This window comes from Amycolatopsis sp. PS_44_ISF1 (assembly GCF_032335455.1).
Classification (GTDB): domain Bacteria; phylum Actinomycetota; class Actinomycetes; order Mycobacteriales; family Pseudonocardiaceae; genus Amycolatopsis.
This window is the reverse complement of record NZ_JANUXO010000001.1, coordinates 1,277,306-1,296,233: the sequence shown is the minus strand read 5'-3', so window position 1 is coordinate 1,296,233 and position 18,928 is coordinate 1,277,306. Positions and strand designations below refer to the sequence as shown.

General features: G+C 70.2%; 21 protein-coding genes and 2 tRNA genes. 15 read left to right on the top strand and 8 right to left on the bottom strand.

All coding sequences use genetic code 11. The features are described 5' to 3' along the window. The first annotated feature begins 186 nt into the window (after positions 1–186). The 5 genes from NYF13_RS05865 (at position 187) to NYF13_RS05845 (ending at position 6,317) form a co-directional block, all read left to right on the top strand. Positions 187–684: a DciA family protein gene (locus NYF13_RS05865; RefSeq protein ID WP_315657220.1), complete on the top strand. Its 498-nt coding sequence runs from the start codon at positions 187–189 to the stop codon at positions 682–684. Positions 685–881: 197 nt separating this feature from the next. After that, positions 882–2,849, top strand: a complete 1,968-nt coding sequence (gyrB, locus tag NYF13_RS05860) for a DNA topoisomerase (ATP-hydrolyzing) subunit B (protein ID WP_315654647.1) — start codon at positions 882–884, stop codon at positions 2,847–2,849. 48 nt (positions 2,850–2,897) lie between these two features. After that, positions 2,898–5,483 carry a DNA gyrase subunit A gene (gene gyrA, locus NYF13_RS05855; RefSeq protein ID WP_315654645.1) on the top strand — a complete coding sequence of 862 codons (2,586 nt, stop codon included), beginning with the start codon at positions 2,898–2,900 and terminating at the stop codon, positions 5,481–5,483. A gap of 35 nt (positions 5,484–5,518) precedes the next feature. Then, positions 5,519–6,193 (top strand): DUF3566 domain-containing protein, encoded by a 675-nt coding sequence (locus NYF13_RS05850; RefSeq protein WP_315654643.1) that lies wholly within the window; start codon positions 5,519–5,521, stop codon positions 6,191–6,193. Between the two features lie 50 nt (positions 6,194–6,243). Then, positions 6,244–6,317 (top strand) — tRNA-Ile (locus NYF13_RS05845). A gap of 89 nt (positions 6,318–6,406) precedes the next feature. Here NYF13_RS05845 and NYF13_RS05840 read toward each other — a convergent pair. Both NYF13_RS05840 and NYF13_RS05835 read right to left on the bottom strand, forming a co-directional pair. Then, complete coding sequence (locus NYF13_RS05840; RefSeq protein ID WP_315654642.1) at positions 6,407–7,279, bottom strand: helix-turn-helix transcriptional regulator; 873 nt, start codon at positions 7,277–7,279, stop codon at positions 6,407–6,409. A gap of 78 nt (positions 7,280–7,357) precedes the next feature. Beyond that, positions 7,358–8,161, bottom strand: a complete 804-nt coding sequence (locus tag NYF13_RS05835; RefSeq protein WP_315657218.1) for an SDR family oxidoreductase — start codon at positions 8,159–8,161, stop codon at positions 7,358–7,360. 470 nt (positions 8,162–8,631) lie between these two features. Here NYF13_RS05835 and NYF13_RS05830 point away from each other — a divergent pair, with 470 nt between their 5' ends. The 3 genes from NYF13_RS05830 to NYF13_RS05820 all read left to right on the top strand — a co-directional run bounded on the left by NYF13_RS05830 (position 8,632) and on the right by NYF13_RS05820 (position 9,883). Beyond that, on the top strand, positions 8,632–8,805 hold the full coding sequence (locus NYF13_RS05830) for a DLW-39 family protein (protein WP_315654641.1): 174 nt from the start codon (positions 8,632–8,634) through the stop codon (positions 8,803–8,805). A 33-nt stretch (positions 8,806–8,838) separates the two neighbouring features. Continuing rightward, positions 8,839–8,911: transfer RNA gene (locus NYF13_RS05825), tRNA-Ala, on the top strand. Positions 8,912–8,995: 84 nt separating this feature from the next. Beyond that, on the top strand, positions 8,996–9,883 hold the full coding sequence (locus tag NYF13_RS05820) for a hypothetical protein (RefSeq protein WP_315654640.1): 888 nt from the start codon (positions 8,996–8,998) through the stop codon (positions 9,881–9,883). Between the two features lie 40 nt (positions 9,884–9,923). On the opposite strand, the gene NYF13_RS05815 is transcribed toward NYF13_RS05820, so the two are convergent. Together NYF13_RS05815 and NYF13_RS05810 are read right to left on the bottom strand one after the other, a co-directional pair. Continuing rightward, positions 9,924–10,562, bottom strand: a complete 639-nt coding sequence (locus NYF13_RS05815; protein WP_315654638.1) for a pyridoxal 5'-phosphate synthase — start codon at positions 10,560–10,562, stop codon at positions 9,924–9,926. Between the two features lies 1 nt (position 10,563). After that, complete coding sequence (locus NYF13_RS05810; RefSeq protein ID WP_315654637.1) at positions 10,564–11,358, bottom strand: hypothetical protein; 795 nt, start codon at positions 11,356–11,358, stop codon at positions 10,564–10,566. Between the two features lie 107 nt (positions 11,359–11,465). On the opposite strand from NYF13_RS05810, the gene NYF13_RS05805 reads away from it, so the two are divergent. Together NYF13_RS05805 and NYF13_RS05800 are read left to right on the top strand one after the other, a co-directional pair. Beyond that, a complete protein-coding gene (locus NYF13_RS05805) occupies positions 11,466–11,999 on the top strand; it encodes a DUF2020 domain-containing protein (RefSeq protein WP_315657217.1) in 534 nt (177 codons plus the stop codon). 137 nt (positions 12,000–12,136) lie between these two features. After that, complete coding sequence (locus NYF13_RS05800) at positions 12,137–12,592, top strand: DUF6918 family protein (RefSeq protein ID WP_315654636.1); 456 nt, start codon at positions 12,137–12,139, stop codon at positions 12,590–12,592. 61 nt (positions 12,593–12,653) lie between these two features. Here NYF13_RS05800 and NYF13_RS05795 read toward each other — a convergent pair whose 3' ends face one another. Further along, on the bottom strand, positions 12,654–13,316 hold the full coding sequence (locus tag NYF13_RS05795; RefSeq protein ID WP_315654634.1) for a hypothetical protein: 663 nt from the start codon (positions 13,314–13,316) through the stop codon (positions 12,654–12,656). A 205-nt stretch (positions 13,317–13,521) separates the two neighbouring features. Between NYF13_RS05795 and NYF13_RS05790 the strand changes: the two genes are divergently transcribed. Both NYF13_RS05790 and NYF13_RS05785 read left to right on the top strand, forming a co-directional pair. Next, on the top strand, positions 13,522–14,046 hold the full coding sequence (locus tag NYF13_RS05790; RefSeq protein ID WP_315654632.1) for a peptidylprolyl isomerase: 525 nt from the start codon (positions 13,522–13,524) through the stop codon (positions 14,044–14,046). Positions 14,047–14,083: 37 nt separating this feature from the next. Continuing rightward, a complete protein-coding gene (locus NYF13_RS05785) occupies positions 14,084–15,040 on the top strand; it encodes a rhomboid family intramembrane serine protease (RefSeq protein ID WP_315654630.1) in 957 nt (318 codons plus the stop codon). Here NYF13_RS05785 and NYF13_RS05780 read toward each other — a convergent pair. After that, on the bottom strand, positions 15,037–15,456 hold the full coding sequence (locus NYF13_RS05780) for a PH domain-containing protein (protein ID WP_315654628.1): 420 nt from the start codon (positions 15,454–15,456) through the stop codon (positions 15,037–15,039). The two genes, NYF13_RS05785 and NYF13_RS05780, sit on opposite strands and share 4 nt — an antisense overlap. Before the next feature lie 70 nt (positions 15,457–15,526). After that, positions 15,527–15,793, bottom strand: a complete 267-nt coding sequence (gene crgA, locus NYF13_RS05775) for a cell division protein CrgA (RefSeq protein WP_315654626.1) — start codon at positions 15,791–15,793, stop codon at positions 15,527–15,529. Between the two features lie 587 nt (positions 15,794–16,380). On the opposite strand from crgA, the gene NYF13_RS05770 reads away from it, so the two are divergent. Genes NYF13_RS05770 through NYF13_RS05760 form a run of 3 tightly spaced genes read left to right on the top strand, consistent with a single transcriptional unit; the run spans position 16,381 to position 18,484 of the window. Next, positions 16,381–17,319 carry a class E sortase gene (locus NYF13_RS05770; RefSeq protein ID WP_315657215.1) on the top strand — a complete coding sequence of 313 codons (939 nt, stop codon included), beginning with the start codon at positions 16,381–16,383 and terminating at the stop codon, positions 17,317–17,319. Next, the gene (locus NYF13_RS05765; RefSeq protein ID WP_315654624.1) at positions 17,319–17,477 is read left to right on the top strand and encodes a hypothetical protein; all 159 of its coding nucleotides are present in this window, start codon (positions 17,319–17,321) and stop codon (positions 17,475–17,477) included. Before NYF13_RS05770 ends, NYF13_RS05765 begins: the two co-directional genes overlap by 1 nt. Beyond that, positions 17,447–18,484, top strand: a complete 1,038-nt coding sequence (locus tag NYF13_RS05760) for an LLM class flavin-dependent oxidoreductase (protein ID WP_315654623.1) — start codon at positions 17,447–17,449, stop codon at positions 18,482–18,484. Before NYF13_RS05765 ends, NYF13_RS05760 begins: the two co-directional genes overlap by 31 nt. Here the strand turns inward: NYF13_RS05760 and NYF13_RS05755 are convergent. Further along, positions 18,453–18,845, bottom strand: a complete 393-nt coding sequence (locus NYF13_RS05755; protein ID WP_315654622.1) for an SCO5389 family protein — start codon at positions 18,843–18,845, stop codon at positions 18,453–18,455. The two genes, NYF13_RS05760 and NYF13_RS05755, sit on opposite strands and share 32 nt — an antisense overlap. Positions 18,846–18,928: the final 83 nt, after the last annotated feature.

The window sequence follows — 18,928 nt, the reverse complement described above, 5'->3', positions numbered from 1 at the left end:
GCCGAACAGCGCGCACCCGGGCGAAGTGCGGCGGCCGGCCGAGGCGACGTCGGCCGGGGACCAGCCGATCGAGGACCGACGGATTCCGGTACCGATGCCTCGTCCGCCGCAAACCGGGCCGGAGACGACCGGGAGCGACCCGGCGGTGTTCAGCCGTCCGGCTCCGAGGCGGTTTCCGGACGTGACCTGGCCCACGCCGCTCTCGAAGCGGCCAAGGCGAAGGCCAAGGAGCGGGGCGCGCCGCCGAACCTGCGGCGCGGGCGGATCACCGGTGGGAGCGGTGGGCAGAACCCGCGCCGGCGCCGGTGGTCCGGCTCCGGGGCGGACGCGCGCGACCCGCAGCCGCTCGGGCGGCTGGTCTCGCGGCTGGTGGCCGACAGCGGGTGGCAGGGCACCGTGACCAACGCGCAGGTGTTCGGCCAGTGGGCCCGGCTGGTCGGGGAGGACGTCGCCGAGCACGCCCAGCCGGTGGCGCTCAAGGACGGTGAGCTGACCGTGCGCGCGAGTTCCACGGCGTGGGCCACGCAGCTTCGGTTGCTGCAGGGCAAGCTGTTGACCAAGATCGCGGCGGGGGTCGGGCACGGGGTGGTCAAGCGGATGCGGATCCAGGGTCCGACCGCTCCGAGCTGGCGGAAGGGGCCGCGGCACGTGCCCGGGCGCGGGCCGCGTGACACGTACGGCTGACCCGGGTTGCGCGGCGGCGGGTGAGTTCCCCGAGAACCGCGTCAAGCTGGTCCGGATACGAGATGACTAGCCCTCGAACGATTTCGCGCCTCTGTGACGCACTGAGGGGTGTCCTTGCCGCATGTCAGCGTAGGCGGGCAAGTACACTGGACGGGTAGCGAGCGTCCGCTCGGGCGAGACGAGGAGAAACAACGCCGGTGACCGAGAACAAGAGCGAGTACAACGCGTCGTCCATCACCGTGCTCGAAGGCCTCGAAGCGGTCCGCAAACGTCCTGGCATGTACATCGGCTCCACCGGTGAACGCGGTCTGCACCACCTGGTCCAGGAGGTGGTGGACAACTCCGTGGACGAGGCGATGGCGGGGTACGCCACCAAGGTCGAGGTTACCCTCCTGGCCGACGGCGGGGTGCGGGTCGTCGACGACGGCCGGGGCATCCCGGTGGACATGCACCCCAAGGAGAAGAAGCCGACCCTCGAGGTCGTGCTCACCATCCTGCACGCGGGCGGCAAGTTCGACAGCGACTCCTACGCGGTTTCCGGCGGCCTGCACGGCGTCGGCGTCTCGGTGGTGAACGCGCTCTCGACCCGGCTCCTGGCCGAGATCAAGGTCGGCGGCCGCAGCTGGCGTCAGCTCTACACCAACCAGATCGCCGGCGAGCTCGAAGACCTCGGCCCGGCCGAGGACACCGGCACCACGATCACCTTCTGGGCCGACGGGGACATCTTCGAGACCACCACCTACATCTTCGAGACGATCTCCCGCCGGTTGCAGGAGATGGCGTTCCTGAACAAGGGCCTCACCCTGTCGCTGCGCGACGAGCGCGTCGCCGACGAGGAGACCGAGCAGGACGCCCAGGGCAAGCAGGCCCGGGTCAAGGAGAAGGTCTACTGCTACCCCGGCGGCCTCGAAGACTTCGTCCGCCACATCAACGCCAGCAAGGACCCGATCCACGAGAGCGTGATCTCCTTCGACGCCAAGGGCACCGGCCTCGAGGTCGAGGTCGCGATGCAGTGGAACAACGGGTTCACGCCGTCGGTCTACACCTTCGCCAACACGATCAACACGCACGAGGGCGGCACGCACGAGGAAGGCTTCCGCGCGGCGCTCACCCGCGTGGTGAACGCCTACGCGCGCGACAAGAAGCTGCTCAAGGAGAAGGACGCGAACCTCACCGGTGACGACGTCCGCGAGGGCCTCGCCGCGATCGTCTCGATCAAGCTGTCCGAGCCGCAGTTCGAGGGCCAGACCAAGACCAAGCTGGGCAACAGCGAAGCCAAGACGTTCGTGCAGCAGCAGTCCAACGAGTGGCTGGCCGACTGGTTCGAGCGCAACCCGGCCGAGGCGAAGACGGTCATCAACAAGTCGATCTCCTCGGCCCAGGCGCGGATGGCCGCGCGCAAGGCCCGTGACCTGGTCCGCCGCAAGGGCGCGCTGGAGATCGGCGGCCTGCCCGGCAAGCTGAAGGACTGCCGCTCCACCAACCCGGGCGAGTGCGAGCTCTACATCGTGGAGGGCGACTCGGCCGGCGGCTCGGCCAAGGAGGGCCGCGACTCGATGTACCAGGCGATCCTGCCGATCCGCGGCAAGATCATCAACGTCGAGAAGGCCCGCATCGACCGCGTGCTCAAGAACACCGAGGTCCAGTCGCTGATCACCGCGCTCGGCACCGGTATCCACGACGACTTCGACCTCGAGAAGCTGCGGTACCACAAGATCGTGCTGATGGCCGACGCCGACGTCGACGGCCAGCACATCACCACGCTGCTGCTCACCCTGCTGTTCCGCTTCATGTCACCGCTGATCGAGCACGGCCACGTGTTCCTCTCGCGCCCGCCGCTGTACAAGATCAAGTGGCCGCGCCAGGAGCCGGAGTACGCCTATTCGGACAAGGAGCGCGACGCCGTCATCCAGGCCGGGGTCGAGGCCGGTCGCCGGCTGCCGAAGGACGACGCGATCCAGCGGTACAAGGGTCTCGGCGAGATGAACGCCGAGGAGTTGTGGGAGACCACGATGGACCCGGCCAACCGCCTGCTGGGCCAGGTCACCCTCGACGACGCGGCCCAGGCCGACGAGCTGTTCTCCGTGCTGATGGGCGAGGACGTCGAGGCCCGCCGATCGTTCATCACCCGCAACGCCAAGGACGTGCGCTTCCTGGACGTGTAGCCGTCCGCCCGCTCTGCCACCCCAGGACTCTCCACCGAGAAGGAACCCATGACGGAAACCTTGCCGCCGGCGCCGGACCACGACCGGATCGAGCCGGTCGACATCCAGCAGGAGATGCAGCGGTCCTACATCGACTACGCGATGAGCGTGATCGTGTCGCGGGCCCTGCCGGACGTGCGGGACGGCCTCAAGCCGGTGCACCGACGGGTGCTCTACTCGATGTTCGACTCCGGCTTCCGGCCGGACCGCGGGTACAACAAGTGCTCGCGCGTGGTCGGCGACGTCATGGGCAACTACCACCCGCACGGCGACTCGGCGATCTACGACGCGCTGGTGCGCCTGGCCCAGCCGTGGTCCATGCGCTACCCGCTGATCGACGGGCAGGGCAACTTCGGTTCGCCGGGCAACGACCCCGCCGCCGCCATGCGGTACACGGAGTCGCGCCTGGCGCCGCTGGCGATGCAGATGCTGGCGGACATCGAAGAGGACACCGTCGACTTCTCCGACAACTACGACGGCCGCACGCAGGAGCCCGACGTGCTGCCCGCGCGGTTCCCGAACCTGCTGGTCAACGGCGGCTCCGGGATCGCGGTCGGGATGGCGACCAACATCCCGCCGCACAACCTGCGCGAGGTCGCCTCCGGCGTCGTGTGGGCGCTGGAGAACTACGAAGCCTCCGACGACGAGCTGCTGGCCGCGCTGCTCGTGCGGGTCAAGGGCCCGGACTTCCCGACCAAGGCGATGATCCTCGGCAACTCCGGCATCGAGGACGCCTACCGCACCGGCCGCGGCTCGGTGCGCATGCGGGCCGTGGTCGAGGTCGAGGAGGACGCGAAGGGGCGCACCACGCTCGTCGTGTCCGAGCTGCCGTACCAGGTCAACCCGGACAACCTGGTGGAGAACATCGCGCACCTGGTGCGCGACGGCAAGCTCACCGGGATCGCCGACATCGCCGACGAGTCCAACAGCCGGTCCGGCATGCGGATCGTGGTCACGCTCAAGCGGGACGCGGTGGCCAAGGTCGTGCTGAACAACCTGTTCAAGCACACCCAGCTCCAGCAGAACTTCGGCGTGAACATGCTGGCCCTGGTCGACCAGGTGCCGCGCACGCTGCGGCTGGACCAGATGATCCGGCACTACGTGACGCACCAGGTCGAGGTCATCGTCCGGCGGACCCGCTTCCGCCTGCGCAAGGCCGAGGAGCGGGCCCACATCCTGCGTGGCCTGGTCAAGGCCCTGGACCTGCTGGACGAGGTGATCGCCCTGATCCGGCGCTCGCCCTCGGCCGACGAGGCCCGGCCGGCCCTGATGGAGCTGCTCGACGTCGACGAGATCCAGGCCACCGCGATCCTCGACATGCAGCTGCGCCGCCTGGCCGCCCTCGAGCGCCAGCGGATCATCGACACGCTGGCCGAGATCGAGCTGGAGATCGCCGACCTCAAGGACATCCTGGAGAAGCCGGAGCGCCAGCGCGCGATCATCCGCGACGAGCTGATGGAGATCGTCGACAAGTACGGCGACGACCGGCGCACGAAGATCATCCCGTTCGAGGGCGAGGTCTCGGTCGAGGACCTGATCGCGGTCGAGGACGTGGTGGTCACCATCACCCGGACCGGCTACGCCAAGCGCACCAAGACCGACCTGTACCGCTCGCAGAAGCGCGGCGGCAAGGGCGTGCAGGGCGCCACGCTGAAGCAGGACGACATCGTCCAGCACTTCTTCGTCTGCTCCACGCACGACTGGATCCTGTTCTTCACGAACAAGGGCCGCGTCTACCGCGCCAAGGCCTACGACCTGCCGGAGGCGAACCGCAACGCGCGCGGCCAGCACGTGGCCAACCTCATGGCGTTCCAGCCGGACGAGAAGATCGCCCAGGTCATCGAGATCCCGAACTACGAGGTGGCGCCGTACCTGGTGCTGGCCACCAAGCGCGGCCTGGTGAAGAAGACCAAGCTCACCGACTTCGACTCCAACCGCGCCGGCGGCCTCATCGCCGTCAACCTGCGCGAGGGCGACGAGCTGATGGGCGCGGTGCTGGCCGCGGCGGAGGACGACCTGCTCCTGGTGTCGGCGGAGGGCCAGTCGATCCGCTTCCACGCCACCGACGAGGCTCTGCGGCCGATGGGCCGGGCGACCTCGGGCGTGCTCGGCATGCGCTTCAACGACGGCGACGAACTGCTCGGCATCAGCGTGGTCAAACCGGACAAGTTCCTGCTCGTCGCGACCGACGGCGGGTACGCCAAGCGCACGCCCATCGAGGACTACCCGGTGCAGGGCCGCGGCGGCAAGGGGGTGCTCACCATCCAGCACGACCGCAAGCGTGGCAGGCTGGTGGGGGCACTCATCGTCGACTTCGACGACGAGCTGTTCGCCATCACGTCCAGCGGCGGGGTCATCCGCACGCCGGCGCGCGACGTGCGGAAGGCCGGTCGGCAGACCAAGGGGGTGCGCCTGATGAATCTGGGTGACGGAACCACACTTCTGGCGGTCGCACGCAACGCCGACGAGGGTTCGGACGTCGCCAGTGATGGCGAGGAATCCGCGGACGTGGAAACCCCCACCGTCATCGACGGCGAGGTGGCCACCACGCCCGAGGAGACCGACGCAGAAGACGGCACGGCGCCGGAACAGTGAGCGGCGCCCCACGCACGGGTAAGGACTGACTCTTCGTGACACCATCCGAGAAGGCCGACGGCGCGTCGGCGACCCCTCCGTGGCAGCGGACCGCCAAGGACGGCGGCGGTGACGCCGAGGCCACGGTCTCGACCGGAATCGCCACCGAGGGTGTGGTCTACTCGGATCATGAGCAGGACGGACCGCGCGTGAGCGAGAGCGAATACCCCGTGGTGACCGGCTCCGCGGCCCCCCGCCTGTTCGGCGGGGCCGCGGGGCCGGTGCAGCCCGAGCCGGCCGAAGACCTCCCGCCGGCCGGCCGGCCCCGCCCCACCCCCAGCGCACTGCGCCGCCCGGGTCGCGGCCCGCGCCGGGCCAGCCTGCAGATCAAGCGGTTCGACCCGTGGTCGGTGCTGAAGCTGGCCCTGGTCCTCGGCGTCGCGATGTTCTTCGTGTGGCTGGTCGCCGTGGGTGTGCTGTACACGGTGCTGGACGGCATGGGCGTGTGGGACAAGCTGAACGGCACGTACTCGTCCCTGGTCGGCGGTGAAGGCGCCAACGCGTCCTCGGAGCCGCTGATCAGCGCGGGCCGGGTGTTCGGCATCGCCGCCATCCTGGGGGCGATCAACATCGTGCTGGTGTCCGCGCTGGCCACGGTGAGCGCGTTCATCTACAACGTCTCGGCCGATCTCGCGGGCGGACTGGAAGTGACCCTGTCGGAACGGGAGTAACCCGGTTGCCGGGCCCCTGCGGGGGTCCGGTAGAGTTCCTTCCGTTCGACGGGCCCATAGCTCAGGTGGTTAGAGCGCTTCGCTGATAACGAAGAGGTCCCAGGTTCAAGTCCTGGTGGGCCCACAGTCCAAAGCCCGGTTCGCAAGCTGCGAGCCGGGCTTTTGCTTGGTCTGGGTGATTTTCGCCCGACCTGGTGAGGATGAGCCGGTGGCTCAGCGCACGGGGTTCTCCTGGTCCGCCGCCCACGACGACAGAAGGGCCAGACCGTCTGCGGTCGCCGTGCCGGTGGGCGCGGTGTAGACGTTCAGGATCAGTCCGGGTTCGGCCGGCAGCTCCATCGACTCGACGTCCAGGTCGAGCCGGCCGACCACCGGGTGGTGCATCCGCTTGAGCCCGGACCGGTGGAGCCGAACGTCCTGCGAGGCCCACCGCTGCCGGAACCGTTCGCTGCGGGTGGACAACTCGCCGACCAGGGTGATCAGCTCCTCGTCGTGCGGGTGGCGCCCGGCCTCCATGCGAAGCTTCGCGGCCACATCGCGGGCGATCCGGTCGTAGTCGACGAAGAAGGTTCGTGCCGCTTCGGGGTTCAGGTACACGAACCGCGCGGTGTTCGCCGGCCGCCGCGGGTCGGCCAGCACCGGCGAGTACAGCGCGCGGGCGAGGTGGTTCGTGGCCAGCACGTCGTCACGGCTGTTGCAGATCCACGCCGGTGCGCCGGTGATGGCGTCGAGCACCTGCTGAAGGGCCGGGCGCACCGTCGCGGCGGGCCGCCGGCGGCGTGGACCACCGGGTGTCCGGGACTGCCGGGCCAGGTGGAAGAGGTGATCGCGCTCGGCCTCGTCGAGGTGCAAGGCGGAAGCCATCGCGTCGAGCACTCCGTCGGAGGCGCCGGCGAGGCTGCCGCGCTCCATCCGCACGTAGTAGTCGACCGATACCCCGGCCAGCAGAGCCACCTCTTCGCGGCGCAGGCCCTTGACGCGGCGGTTGCCGCCGTACGCGGGCAGACCAGCCTCTTCGGGCGTGATCCGCGCGCGACGGGAAGTCAGGAACTCCTTGATTTCGGTGCGCAGATCGATCTTGGCCACGCCTTCACCATAGGCCCGGTCCGCGGACGGGGGGAGGCTCTGCCGGTGCCCCCCGGCTGTGTCCGCGAGGACCGGTCGTCAGGTACCCGATGCGGTCGTGGCGATGCCGCCATCGACCGGGATGACGGCGCCCGTGAGATAGGACCCGGCCCGGCTGGCGAGGAAGACGGCGATACCGGCCATGTCGTCGTCACGGCCGAGCCGGCGCAGCGGGGCCTTCGCCGCGATCGTGTCGCCCATGGCCTCGAGCGTGGACGCCATCATCTGCGAGGGGAACGGCCCTGGGGCCACCGCGTTCACCGTGACGTGCTGGGGGCCCAGCTCCCGGGCCAGCACCCGGGTGAGCTGGTGGAGTGCCGCTTTGCTGCTGGCGTAGGAGTAGTTGGGCGAAGCGGCGACGTGGATGGCGGCGATACTGCCGATGTTGATGACCCGCGCGGGATCGTCGGCGGTGCCCGCCCGGCCGAGCGCGGGCAGCAGCGCCTGCACCAGCCAGAACGGCGATTTCAGGTTGAGGTCGACCACCGAGTCCCAAGCCTGTTCCGGGAAGGTCTCCAGGGGTTCGCGCCACATCGCCCCCGCGTTGTTGACGAGGATGTCCAGGCGCTCCGAGCCGGCTTCGACCAGATCGGCGAGGCGCCGGCACTCGTCGTGCCGGGACAGGTCGGCCGGAATCGCCCGGACATCGCCGAATTCGGATAGCTGCCGCTGGGCCTCGGTGCACGCGTCTGCCTGGCGTGAGCTGATGACGACGCGAGCGCCTGCCTGGAGGAGGCCGCGCGCGATCATCAGCCCGATTCCCCGGGTGCCGCCCGTGACGAGCGCGCGTTTCCCGCTCAAGGTGAACAGGTCAGTGTGAGGGGTGAAGTGGTTGTCCGCCATGGGTTTTCGTTCCTCCGCCGGGGAAGCTTGGGTGCCGTGAACCGGCTCGACCAGGCTGGCAGGCGGCCAGGCGGTCTGGGAGATCCCGGCGATACCGGTACTGGGCGAGCCACCCTTCAGCGAGGGCGAGCGGCGGTGGACAAGAGTCAGCCCTGCCGGGAAGAGAAGGACCGGCAGGGCTGAGTTGTGCGTGGTCGGCCCGCACACGGTCGCCTCTCGGCGGAGGGCGCGACGCGGTTCCAGCCGAACGGAACTCCGCGAGGGCCAGGGGGTGAGCCCGGGGGACACGGTGGGCGTACCGACCAGTGGGTTCAACCGTCCGGGCCGCGTCGGTATTCCAGGCTCGCGGTGACGCGGGCCGCCCGTGGTTCCACGTGGAACCAACGCGGGCCGGGAACCGCCGGGTTCCGTGTCGGCCGGGTGCAGTAGCATCGGGGAGTACCTCGGCAAGTCGAATAAGGGGGCTTCAGGTGAAGAAGCTGGTGGCACTCGCGGTCGTCGCGGGCGGCGTTCTGTTCGTCGTCAAGCGCAACAAGGCGGCCAAGGCCGAAGCTGACCTGTGGCGTGAAGCCACGGCTCCCACCGGCCCGATCTCGGTGAACGGCACCACGCCGGCCAAGACCACGGACGCCTCGCACAACTGACCTGCGGACGGGCGGCCGCCGCCGCCCGTGCCCGGGGCTGTAGCTCAATTGGTAGAGCACCGCCTTTGCAAGGCGGGGGTCAGGGGTTCGATTCCCCTCAGCTCCACTCCGTTCCGTCTTCCCGGGTGAACTGCTGCCGGATGACCGAACTGTTCAAGACGTTCGCCCGCGCGCATGTCACGGTGATCGGGTGACTGTGAATCTGAACGCCGCCGCCTCATTTCTCGCCACGCACGCCCGGGTGCTCGAACGGCGGCGGTTCGAGCTGTTGACCGGCGAGGTTATACCGCAGGCCGTGCTCGGGGCGGTCGAGGGGTATCGGAACGCGGACGGCGGCTACGGCTGGGGGCTGGAGCCCGATCTGCGCGCGCCGGAGAGCCAGCCGGGTGGGGCGCTGCACGCGTTCGAAGTCTTCGAGCAGATCGCGCCGGCGACCACGCCCCTCGCGGCCGAGCTGTGTGACTGGCTGACGTCGGTCTCGCTGCCGGGCGGTGGGCTGCCGTTCGCGTTCCCCGTGGCCGACCCGGCCGGGTGCGCTCCATTTTGGACACAGGCCGTACCGACGTTCTCCTTGCAGAGCACGGCTTTTGTCGCCGGTACGGCGCTGCGGGTCGCTGCGCACGACGGTGCCGTCGCTGAGCACCCGTGGCTGGCCGAGGCGACGCGCACCTGCATCGAGGCCATCCGGCGGATCGACAGCGCGCCGCACGCGATCGAGCTGTCGTTCGCGATCCGGTTCCTCGACGCGGCGCACGCCACCCGGCCGGAGGCGGCCGAGCTGCTCGACCACCTCGGGAAGTTCCTGCCCGACAACGGAATCCTCCACGTCGCGGGTGGCTCGGCCGAGGAGTTCATGCGCCCGCTCGACTTCGCCCCGAACCCCGGTCCGGCCCGGAGGCTCTTCGACGACCGAGCCGTCGAACGCGAACTCGACGACCTCGAAGCCGGGCAGCAGGACGATGGCGGCTGGCCCGTGGTGTTCGCCAGCTACTCACCCGCGGCCACGCTCGAATGGCGCGGCTACACCACTGTGAACGCGATCCGGGTGCTCAACGCCAACTCCCGCGTCACCTGGTGAGCCGCACTGGGGCTGCGGGCGTGGTGACCACGCCGCGGCCCTACGGCCAAAGGCGTTCTCGCGTCCAGCCCTCGTCTTCGCGCCGGTAGCGGAGGCGGACGTGCCGCCGGTCGTGGCTCGCTTGCCAGAACTCGACGACGGTCGGCGTGATCAGGTAGCGGGTCCACGTTTCCGGTGCGGCGTCGGGGTTTTCCTCGACCCAGAGCTCGGCCGCGGCCGCCGCTTCGGTCAGCTTGTCCGGATCCCGGAGTACTTCCGACTGGTGGCCGATGAACGCCTCGACGCGCGAAGCGGGCGGGCGCGCGCGGAAGTCTTCGTCGGAGACTTCGCGCGGGGCCGGTTCGACGGTGCCGCGCACGCGGACCTGACGCCCGCGGCCCGGCCAGAAGAACGTCAGCGCGGCGCGGGGATTTTCCGTGAGCTGGCGGCCTTTCGGGCTCTCCGAGCTGGTCGCGACGGCCCAGCCGGCCGGGCCGACGTCCTTGAGGATCACCACCCGCGCGTCCGGCGCGCCGTGCTCATCCACTGTGGACAGGGTGACGGCGTGCGGCGCCAGCACGTGCTCACCGGCCTCGGTGAGCCAGGTCAGGAACAGCTCCTCGGGGCGGTCCGGCGCCGGGTCGGGGTCGAAGCCGGGTAGTTCGGCCGGAAAGGACGGCCAGCCACGCAACGAAACCATGTCACCGACCGTACGGGGGAAGCCCCGGCGAGGGGTAGTGCGGCGGTACCGGCCCGGTCGGCCCCGCGGCCGGCGGCGGCCCGGTCGTCGGCCGGGAACCCGGTGGGATCGGCTGGCCGGGGAAGCCACCGGGGCCGGGCGGGCCGGGGGGAATCTGCTGCTGTCCCGGGTTACCGGGGACACCGGGCTGTACCGGGTAGGCGTCAGGTGCGCCGGACTGCCCCGGGTTGCCGGGAGCGCCGGACTGTCCCGGGTTGCCTGGCTGAGCCGGGTAGCCGCCCGGCCGCTGGGCCGCCTGCCAGTGCCACTGCTGGTAAGCCTCCATCGGCTCCGGGAAGCAGAACTGCAGCTTCGCGTTCACCGAGCCGTGGATGGCGGCCCCCCAGAGCTTGCCGCCGATCCAGGCGTGGCGCCGGCCGGCCGGGTCGACCGCGACCATGCGGGTCTCGCCACCGAACTGGTTGCCCGTTTTGGCCGCGGCGAGCTGGGCGGCGTCCGGGTGGACGCGGCCGACCAAGCCGGCGATGACCACCGAGGCGGCGGTCCAGCCGAGGGTGCCCAGGACGTTCGCGCGGGCGTGCTGGATGGCCAGCCCGGTGAACTGGTGCAGGGTCAGCGCGTCGATCTCCGGGTACGGCGCGGCCACCACGCAGTAGTTCATCGTGGAGAGCAGGATCGGCTCGGCGAACAGGCCGACCACGGCGGTGGACGGGCCGATCCGGACGGTGTGGAGCCGGCCGCCGCTGCGCTGGACGCGTTCGGCCACCACCTGCAGGTACTGCTCCGGTGTGAGCAACTTTCCCGACCTCCCCGACCCGGCGTTCGCGCCCGGACATCGTCGCACGCCGGGGTGGTGTCGCGGCTTCACTCCCGCCTGACCGGGCATGGTTGACTGTGCGCGCCATGCGACGAATCCTCGTTCTCGCGCCCGCCCTGGTGCTGCTCGCCGGCTGCGGAGCGCCGACCCAGATTCCGGGTACGCCCGCGCCCGCGCCGTCCACCGAGGCGACGAGCTCGGCGGGGACGGGGCTGCCGCCCGATCCGCAGCCCGGCAAGACGGCCGACTGCCCGTACCTGGACAGCCTGGTGGTCGAGGACGCGAACGGCCAGCACGTGTCGAAGGTGCGGGTGTCGGACGACCAGCCCGATCCGGCGTGCTTCTTCTACCGGCCCGACGGGCACGTTCAGCTGACCGTGCAGGTGTACGTCGGGAAGGCCGAAGTCGCCACGGCGCTGGTCAACAAGGTCGCCCCGATCGACACGTCCAACCCGGCTTCGGACCCGCCGGGGTGGAAGGGCGGCTACCAGCCCTCTGGTGACGGTGTGGTGTACGCGGTCTCGAAAGGGAACGCGGCCGTCATCGTGACGAGCAACCAGAAGCAGAGCATCAAGGCACGCAAAGTGGCGAAAAATGCTATCGCTGCCCTGAAGCTCTGAGTAGTGGCCTCCACACGGGTGAGTGAAGTTGATCTTGTATTACCCTGTGCGTCACGCGCAGGCCTGGAGCACTCGCGCGGGCGGGTGCCCGTCCGGCACCACATGCACTTCGCCATACGACGACAAGGACAAGATTCGTGGCTGACACCCTCAAGGAAATCCTGCTCGACTCCAGCCGTCGCCCGACGGTCGTGACCGACCTCGAAGGCCTCGTGGACGCCGAGGTCTCCGACAAGGGCGGGGTCTCCGGCGCTGTGGTGAAGACCGGCTTCGCCGCGGTCAAGAAGATCAAGCCGGGCATCATCCCCTCGGCGGTCGACACCCTGCTGGACGACTTCGCGGGAGCGCTCGAGCCCTTCTACGGCGACTACAAGGCCAAGGGCGGCAACGACTTCGGCGCCTACCTGACCAGCCGCTCGGACGAGGCCTCCGACGCGCTGCTGACCGTCACGGACTCCCGTGCGGACCGCAGCAGCCGCGACAGCATCAAGAAGGTCTACTCGAAGCTGCGCCCGAACGGCAAGAAGAACGTCGAAGAGGCCCTTCCCCGTCTCGGACAGCTGATCGACAAGCACGCCGCCACCGCGGTCTGATCGATCAGAGCGAACGCAAGAGGGCCCCGGGATCGCTCCCGGGGCCCTCTTCGCTGTTCGGTCAGTTCTTCTTCTCGACCGGGGTGCTCGGCGCCTTGCCGTTGGCCGTCGGGGACGGCTTGGGGGCTTCGGCGACGGGCTTCGGCGCCTCGGCGACGGGCTTCGGGGCCGCCGGCTTGGGTGCCGGGGGAGCCGGCGGCGTCGCCTTCGGCGGGGCCGGGGCGACCGGAGGCTCCTGCTGACGCGACTTCAACGCCACCGCGGTGCCGACGGCGACCGCACCGAGGCCCAGCAGCCACGGCCAGCGACGACGCCGGCGCGTACCCTTGGCCGCCGACTTCGCCTCGATCAGCGCCGCCCGGAAGTCCTTCTTCGCACTCTTGAAATCCTTCTTGCCGCGGCGCCTGGAGTCACCGGCGGACCTGGCCGCCTTGATGGCCGCCTTCTTCGCCTTGCGACCGGGCTTCTTCAGCTCGGCGACGCGGGCCAGCGCCTCCTTGCGGGCCGCGGCGGAGCTCTTCTTGAGCTCCTTGCGGGTCAGCTCGGTCTTCTTCGCCAGCTTCTGGCGTGCCTGGCGGCTCTGCTTCGCGAACTCCTCAGCACCGGCCTCGGCGGCCTTCGCGGCCGCCTCCGCCCCCGCCCTGCCCGCTTCGGTGGCTCGCTTGCGCAGGCCGAGCGTGCCGGACTTCACCGACTCGCCCACCGAATCTGCGGTCCGGGTCATGGCCTTCACCTCATCAATCGTTGTGGTACTGCTCTGTTGCCTGCAACCTATCGTGCCCTTTTTCCCGACGTAACGCTGTCTCTTCCCCGTTCGGGAATCGCCGAAACCTCGGAAAGGGGCCTCTTCCTGCGGTCGGACGCGTCACACCGGCCGGTCGGCGCCCCCTGAACCCCCCAAATGTGCGAGGGGATGGCACGATGGCGGCGTGACTGAAAGCGCCCGCAAGGCCACCCTGCACACCAATCAGGGTGACATCCACGTGAACCTGTTCCCCGACCACGCGCCGAAGACGGTCGCGAACTTCGTGGGGCTGGCCGACGGCTCCAAGGAGTACACGCAGCCGAACGCGCAGGGGGGCAACTCCGGCCCCTTCTACGACGGCTCGATCTTCCACCGGGTGATCGACGGCTTCATGCTCCAGGGCGGGGACCCGACCGGCACCGGCCGCGGCGGCCCCGGCTACAAGTTCGGCGACGAGTTCCACCCGGAGCTGCAGTTCAACAAGCCGTACCTGCTGGCGATGGCGAACGCCGGGCCCGGCACCAACGGCTCGCAGTTCTTCATCACCGTCGCGCCGACGACGCACTTGAACTTCAAGCACACGATCTTCGGCGAGGTGGCGGACCAGGAGTCCCGCACCGTGGTCGACGCGATCGGCCGTGCGGCGACCGGACCGGCGGACCGTCCGCTGTCCGACATCGTCATCGAGAAGGTCACCGTCGAGGACTGAGGCCGGCCCGGGGGGATTTCGGTAGGTTGGGGGCATCGTGAACCAACCGCCGAATCCCTCCGCCCAGCCCCAGCTCCCGCAGCCCGGGTGCTGGTGGCACCCGAACCGGCCGACCGGCCTGAGCTGCGCGCGCTGCGGCCGTCCGGCCTGCCCGGACTGCCTGCGCGAGGCCGCCGTGGGCTTCCAGTGCACCGACTGCGTGCACACCGGCGCCCAGCAGCAGCGCCGGCAGCACCGCGACTACCAGGACTCCGGTCTGGGTGCCCGCACCATCGCCGGGGCCCGGCCGTCGAACTCCGTGGCGGTCACCGGCACGCTGCTCGCGGTGAACGTGCTGGTCTTCCTGATCACCGTGGTCCAGGCGCGGAGCCTGTTCGACAACGGCCGATCGCAGCTCTCCGCGCTCGGCGAGCTCTGGACCTACCCCACGCTCGGCGGCGGCGAGTGGTGGCGGGTCTTCACCAGCGGTTTCCTGCACTACGGGCCCATCCACATCGCGGCGAACATGTTCTCGCTGTGGATGATCGGCCGCGCACTGGAGCCGGTGTTCGGCAAGGCGCGCTTCACCGCGCTCTACTTCGTCTCGATGCTCGGCGCCTCGACCGCCGTGCTGTTGTTCGACCAGCCCAACCGGCCGACCGCGGGGGCCTCCGGTGCGCTGTTCGGCCTGATGGGTTGCTACGCCGTCATCGTGCTGAAGCTCAAGCTGAACCCGTCCGGCCTGCTGATCACCCTGGCGATCAACGCCTACATCACGTTCTCGATCCCTAACATCTCGATCCTGGCCCACGTCGGCGGCTTGGTCACCGGTGCGCTGGTCGCCTTCGCGTTCCTGTACGCGCCGGAGCGCAACCGCACGCGCTGGCAGGTGACCGGGGCGGTGATCGTGGTGGTCGCGCTCGTCGGCCTGCTGCTCTACCGCGACGCGCAGATCCCGTCGCTCGACTGCCGGCTCGCCGCGGTGCGGGGAGTTCCGTCGTACTTCTGCGGTTAGCGGGCGCCGCGTCGGGCGCTGAGCACGTCCATCACGTCGCGGGGATCCTCGCCGAGGTCCAGCCGGCCGAAGACGTACAGCTCGTCGCCGTGCTCGAGCTCCAGGGTCACGCCGTCGCGGCCCATGCGGCGGGTGGTGCGCAGCCGGGCCGAGGTGCGGTCCCAGGGCAGCCGGTGGGTGCCACCGAGGGTGCGGGCCACCAGGCCCTCGGCGTCGACGGCCAGGCGTGGCCGCACGAGGCTCCAGTGTGCGGCGAAACCGGCGACGGCCAGCAGCGCGACGCCCATGAGCACCGCGCCCTTGCCGTCGCCGAAGACCGCGTCGGTCACCACCCCGGCCAGCAGCAGGGCGGTGACCGACCAGGCCAGTACCACAAGGGCCGGGCGCGGCGCCCACGAGGTGGGGTAGTTATCCACAGAGGTTATCCACACTGGGGATGAGTCACACCGCTGTAATTCGGTGTCAAGCCGCCGTCCGGGGTAATGGTCAGCGCCACCGCATCGTCATGAGCAGGCCGACGATCATCGCGGCGAAACCGATCGCGAAGTTCCAGTTGCCCAGGTCGTTGAGAAACGGAATCTTGGGACCGGCGATGTAGTTCACGATGAGCCAGAGCAGCCCGATCAGCATGAGACCGAACATGACGATCTTGTAGAACAGGTTCGACGGGCCCGCGGCCTTGACCTTCACCGGCGTACGGCGATCGGCAGGCGGGGTGTACGCGGTCTTCTTGCGGACCTTGGACTTCGGCATCGTGTTCCTCGCGTGCGGTTCGGGCTCTCCTGGTGGCGGTGCCTGATCCGCGGGGGTCCCCGCTGTCGGGTTGCGCAACCAGCGCCACGTGGACACGTTAACGTAAACGACGGCTCCAGAGCACTGGTCGGGAGCGGTCGGATTTCCGGACTGTGACAATAGCGCCACCTAGAGTTCGCCGCGGGGCCGCGACGCTGGGCGCGAGAGGAGCTTGCGTGGGTACGCAGGATTGGCCGGGCGAGGATCGCCGCCGCCCCTCCGGGCCTGGGCCGGAGGGTGGGGGACACCGGCCGCCGCCCGGTCCCGACGGTGCCGGCCGACCCCGCAGGCAGCCGCCGGGCGAGACTCCGCCCAGGACCCCGCCGTCTGGCTCCGGACAGCCGAGGCGCCCACGGCCGGGTCCGCTCGGGGAGCCCCCGCGCCGGGCGGCCGACCCGCGGAGAGCACCCGATCAGAGCCGGGGTGGACGACCGGGCGAGCCGAACCGGCCGCGACCCTCGGCCGATCCGGACCGGGGACGGCCGGGCGACGGCACGAGGCGAACCCGGCCCGCCGGTGACCCGGACCGCGCGCGGCCGACCGAGCAGCTGCGCCGCCCCGGCGGCCCGGATCCGCGCCGGCGCCCGACCGGGCCCGGGCTGGCCAACCAGGAGACCGAGGTCTTCGCGGCGGTCGGCGCCGGCGGCACGGCGGTGAAGGAGAAGCCGGAGCCCGCGCCGCTCGGCAAGGGCGGCGTCGCGATCCGGACCGCGGGCGAGATCCTCATCACCCTCGGCGTGATCGTGCTGCTGTTCATGGTCTACGAGGTCTACGTGACCGACCTGTTCTCGGCCGAGAAGCAGTCCGTGGCCAGCGACCAGTTGCAGGGCGACTGGGCCAAGGACCGCACGCTGCACCCCGAGCTGGTGGACGGCAAGGCGTTCGCCCGGATCCACATCCCCAGCTTCGGCGCGGACTTCAACTTCACCATCCAGGAGGGCACGGGCGAGGACTCGCTCGCCATCGGACCCGGCCACTACAAGGGCACCGCGCTGCCCGGCGAGCCGGGGAACTTCGGCATCGCGGGCCACCGCGTGGGCAAGGGCGCGCCGTTCAACGACCTGGACAACCTCAGCTCGTGCGACCAGATCGTGATCGAGACCTCGACCGACTTCTTCATCTACAAGGTCCTGCCCTACGACGACGAGATGAAGGGCTGGACCAGCGGCAAGGGCGCGCAGCCCGAGTGCAAGGGCGTGCCGACGCTGCGTGACCCGAGCCTCGCGGGCGGCGGGGCGTACGACGAGACCTTCGGCCGCAAGGTGGTGCTGCCCAGCCAGGGCGACGCCGTGAACCCGGTGCCGTACAAGCCGGCCGACGCGCTGCCCAAGGCCCAGCAGGCCTCGCTGCTCACGCTCACCACCTGCCACCCGCAGTTCTCGGCCAAGCAGCGGCTGATCATCACCTCGGTGCTGGCCCAGCAGGTGCCGAAGTCGCAGGTCTCGGACTACACGAAGCTTCTCGAGCAGATCGGCGGTGCCTCCTGATGTACGGCTGGCTCTGGCGGCACCTGCCCGGACCGTTCGCGGCGAAGCTGACCCTGTCCGTGGTGCTGGTGCTCGGGGTGGTGGCGCTGCTGATGTTCGTGATCTTCCCGTGGATCGACCCGCTGCTGTGGTTCAACGAAGTAGCGGTCGACAACTGAGGTTCGGGGTCTTCCTGGTCTCCGGGCGGTTCCCGGGCCAGGCGGACGCCGACGTGCTGCGCCGCACCGTCCGCGCCGCGGAAGCCGCCGAGGCCGCGGGGTTCGACGACGTGTGGCTCGCGGAGCACCACTTCATGCCCTACGGCGTCTGCCCGTCGGCCGTCACGCTCGCGGCGCACGTGCTCGGCCGGACTTCGCGCGTCGACGTCGGCACGGCGGTGAGCGTGCTGTCCACCACGCACCCGGTGGCGCTGGCGGAGCAGTGGTCGATGCTCGACGCCGTGTCCGGCGGCCGGCTGCGCGTCGGCGTCGGGCGCGGCGGGCCGTGGCAGGACCTGGAGGTGTTCGGCACCGGGCTGAACCGGTATGAGAGCGGGTTCGCCGAATCGCTGGACCTGCTGCGGTCGGCGATGGCCGGCGGCCGGGTGGGCGCGGATGGTGAGCACTTCGCGTTCCGCGAGGTGCCGTTCGTGCCGCGGCCGGAGCGGCAGCCGCGGTTGGTCGTCGCCTGCGGCGGGCCGGGTTCCGGCGCCGTGCGCCTGGCCGCCGAGCGCGGGCTGCCGATGTTGCTGGGCCTGCACGCCGACGACGCCGAGAAGGCCGCCACGGTCGCGGCCCACGGGACGCCCGCGGACCACGTGTCGACGGTGTTGTGCCAGGTCGGCGCGGACGCGGTCGAAGTGGTGCGGCGGACGCTGCCCGGCTGGCTCGCCGACGGCCTCGGCGCGCACGTGACGGTGGACGGCCGGCCCGGTCCTTCGCGCGACCCCGGTGACTACACCGAGCGGCTGTGCGCGATCCACCCCGTCGGGGATCCGGGCCACTGCGTGGAAACCCTGGAGACGAGCCTCCGGCGCACCGGCGTCGCCCACGTGGTGATGTTCGTGGAGGCGTCCGGCACGCCGGAGGGCACGTGCGAGAACATCACGCGGATCGGCACCGAGGTGCTGCCCGCGCTGCGGCGTCCGCGGCCGGTCAGCAGTCGCGCAGTTCCGGGCTCTGGTTGAGCAACTGGCCGCGGGGCGAGACGAACGCGCGGTAGCGGTCGCCGTCCAGTGCGGACGAGCGGAACACGGCCACGCGGTGGCAGTTCTGGAAGGCGAGCTTCACGCCGAAGTGCCGCTCCAGGCCGCCGCGGATGGCGTCGGAGGCCAGGGCCCGCAGCAGTTGCCCGCGGGCGGTCTCGTCCGGCGGTGGCGTCTCGTTGTCGGCGAACCCGTCCGCGGCGCCTTCGGCCTCGGCGATCACGCCGGTGATCACCTCCCACGCGTAGGGCAGCGACTCCCGCACGCAGGCCACGAACTCCGCGTCGGTGACCTCACCGCGCTCGGCCTTCTCCAGCAGCGTGGGCGATACGTCCAGAGACAAGAGAACCTCCATGGTCAGTCGGTCCTGTCCTGGCTACCGCCCGGCCGCCCCGGCCACAAGAGAAAACGATGTTCATCACCACT

Excerpts from the sequence above, each read along its gene's own strand:
- gyrA (WP_315654645.1), top strand. The coding sequence starts at position 2,898 with ATGACGGAAACCTTGCCGCCGGCGCCGGACCACGACCGGATCGAGCCG.
- NYF13_RS05835 (WP_315657218.1), bottom strand. The coding sequence starts at position 8,161 with ATGGCGGACAACCACTTCACCCCTCACACTGACCTGTTCACCTTGAGC.
- NYF13_RS05815 (WP_315654638.1), bottom strand. The coding sequence starts at position 10,562 with ATGGTTTCGTTGCGTGGCTGGCCGTCCTTTCCGGCCGAACTACCCGGC.
- NYF13_RS05805 (WP_315657217.1), top strand. The coding sequence starts at position 11,466 with ATGCGACGAATCCTCGTTCTCGCGCCCGCCCTGGTGCTGCTCGCCGGC.
- NYF13_RS05795 (WP_315654634.1), bottom strand. The coding sequence starts at position 13,316 with ATGACCCGGACCGCAGATTCGGTGGGCGAGTCGGTGAAGTCCGGCACG.
- crgA (WP_315654626.1), bottom strand. The coding sequence starts at position 15,793 with ATGCCGAAGTCCAAGGTCCGCAAGAAGACCGCGTACACCCCGCCTGCC.
- NYF13_RS05765 (WP_315654624.1), top strand. The coding sequence starts at position 17,319 with ATGTACGGCTGGCTCTGGCGGCACCTGCCCGGACCGTTCGCGGCGAAG.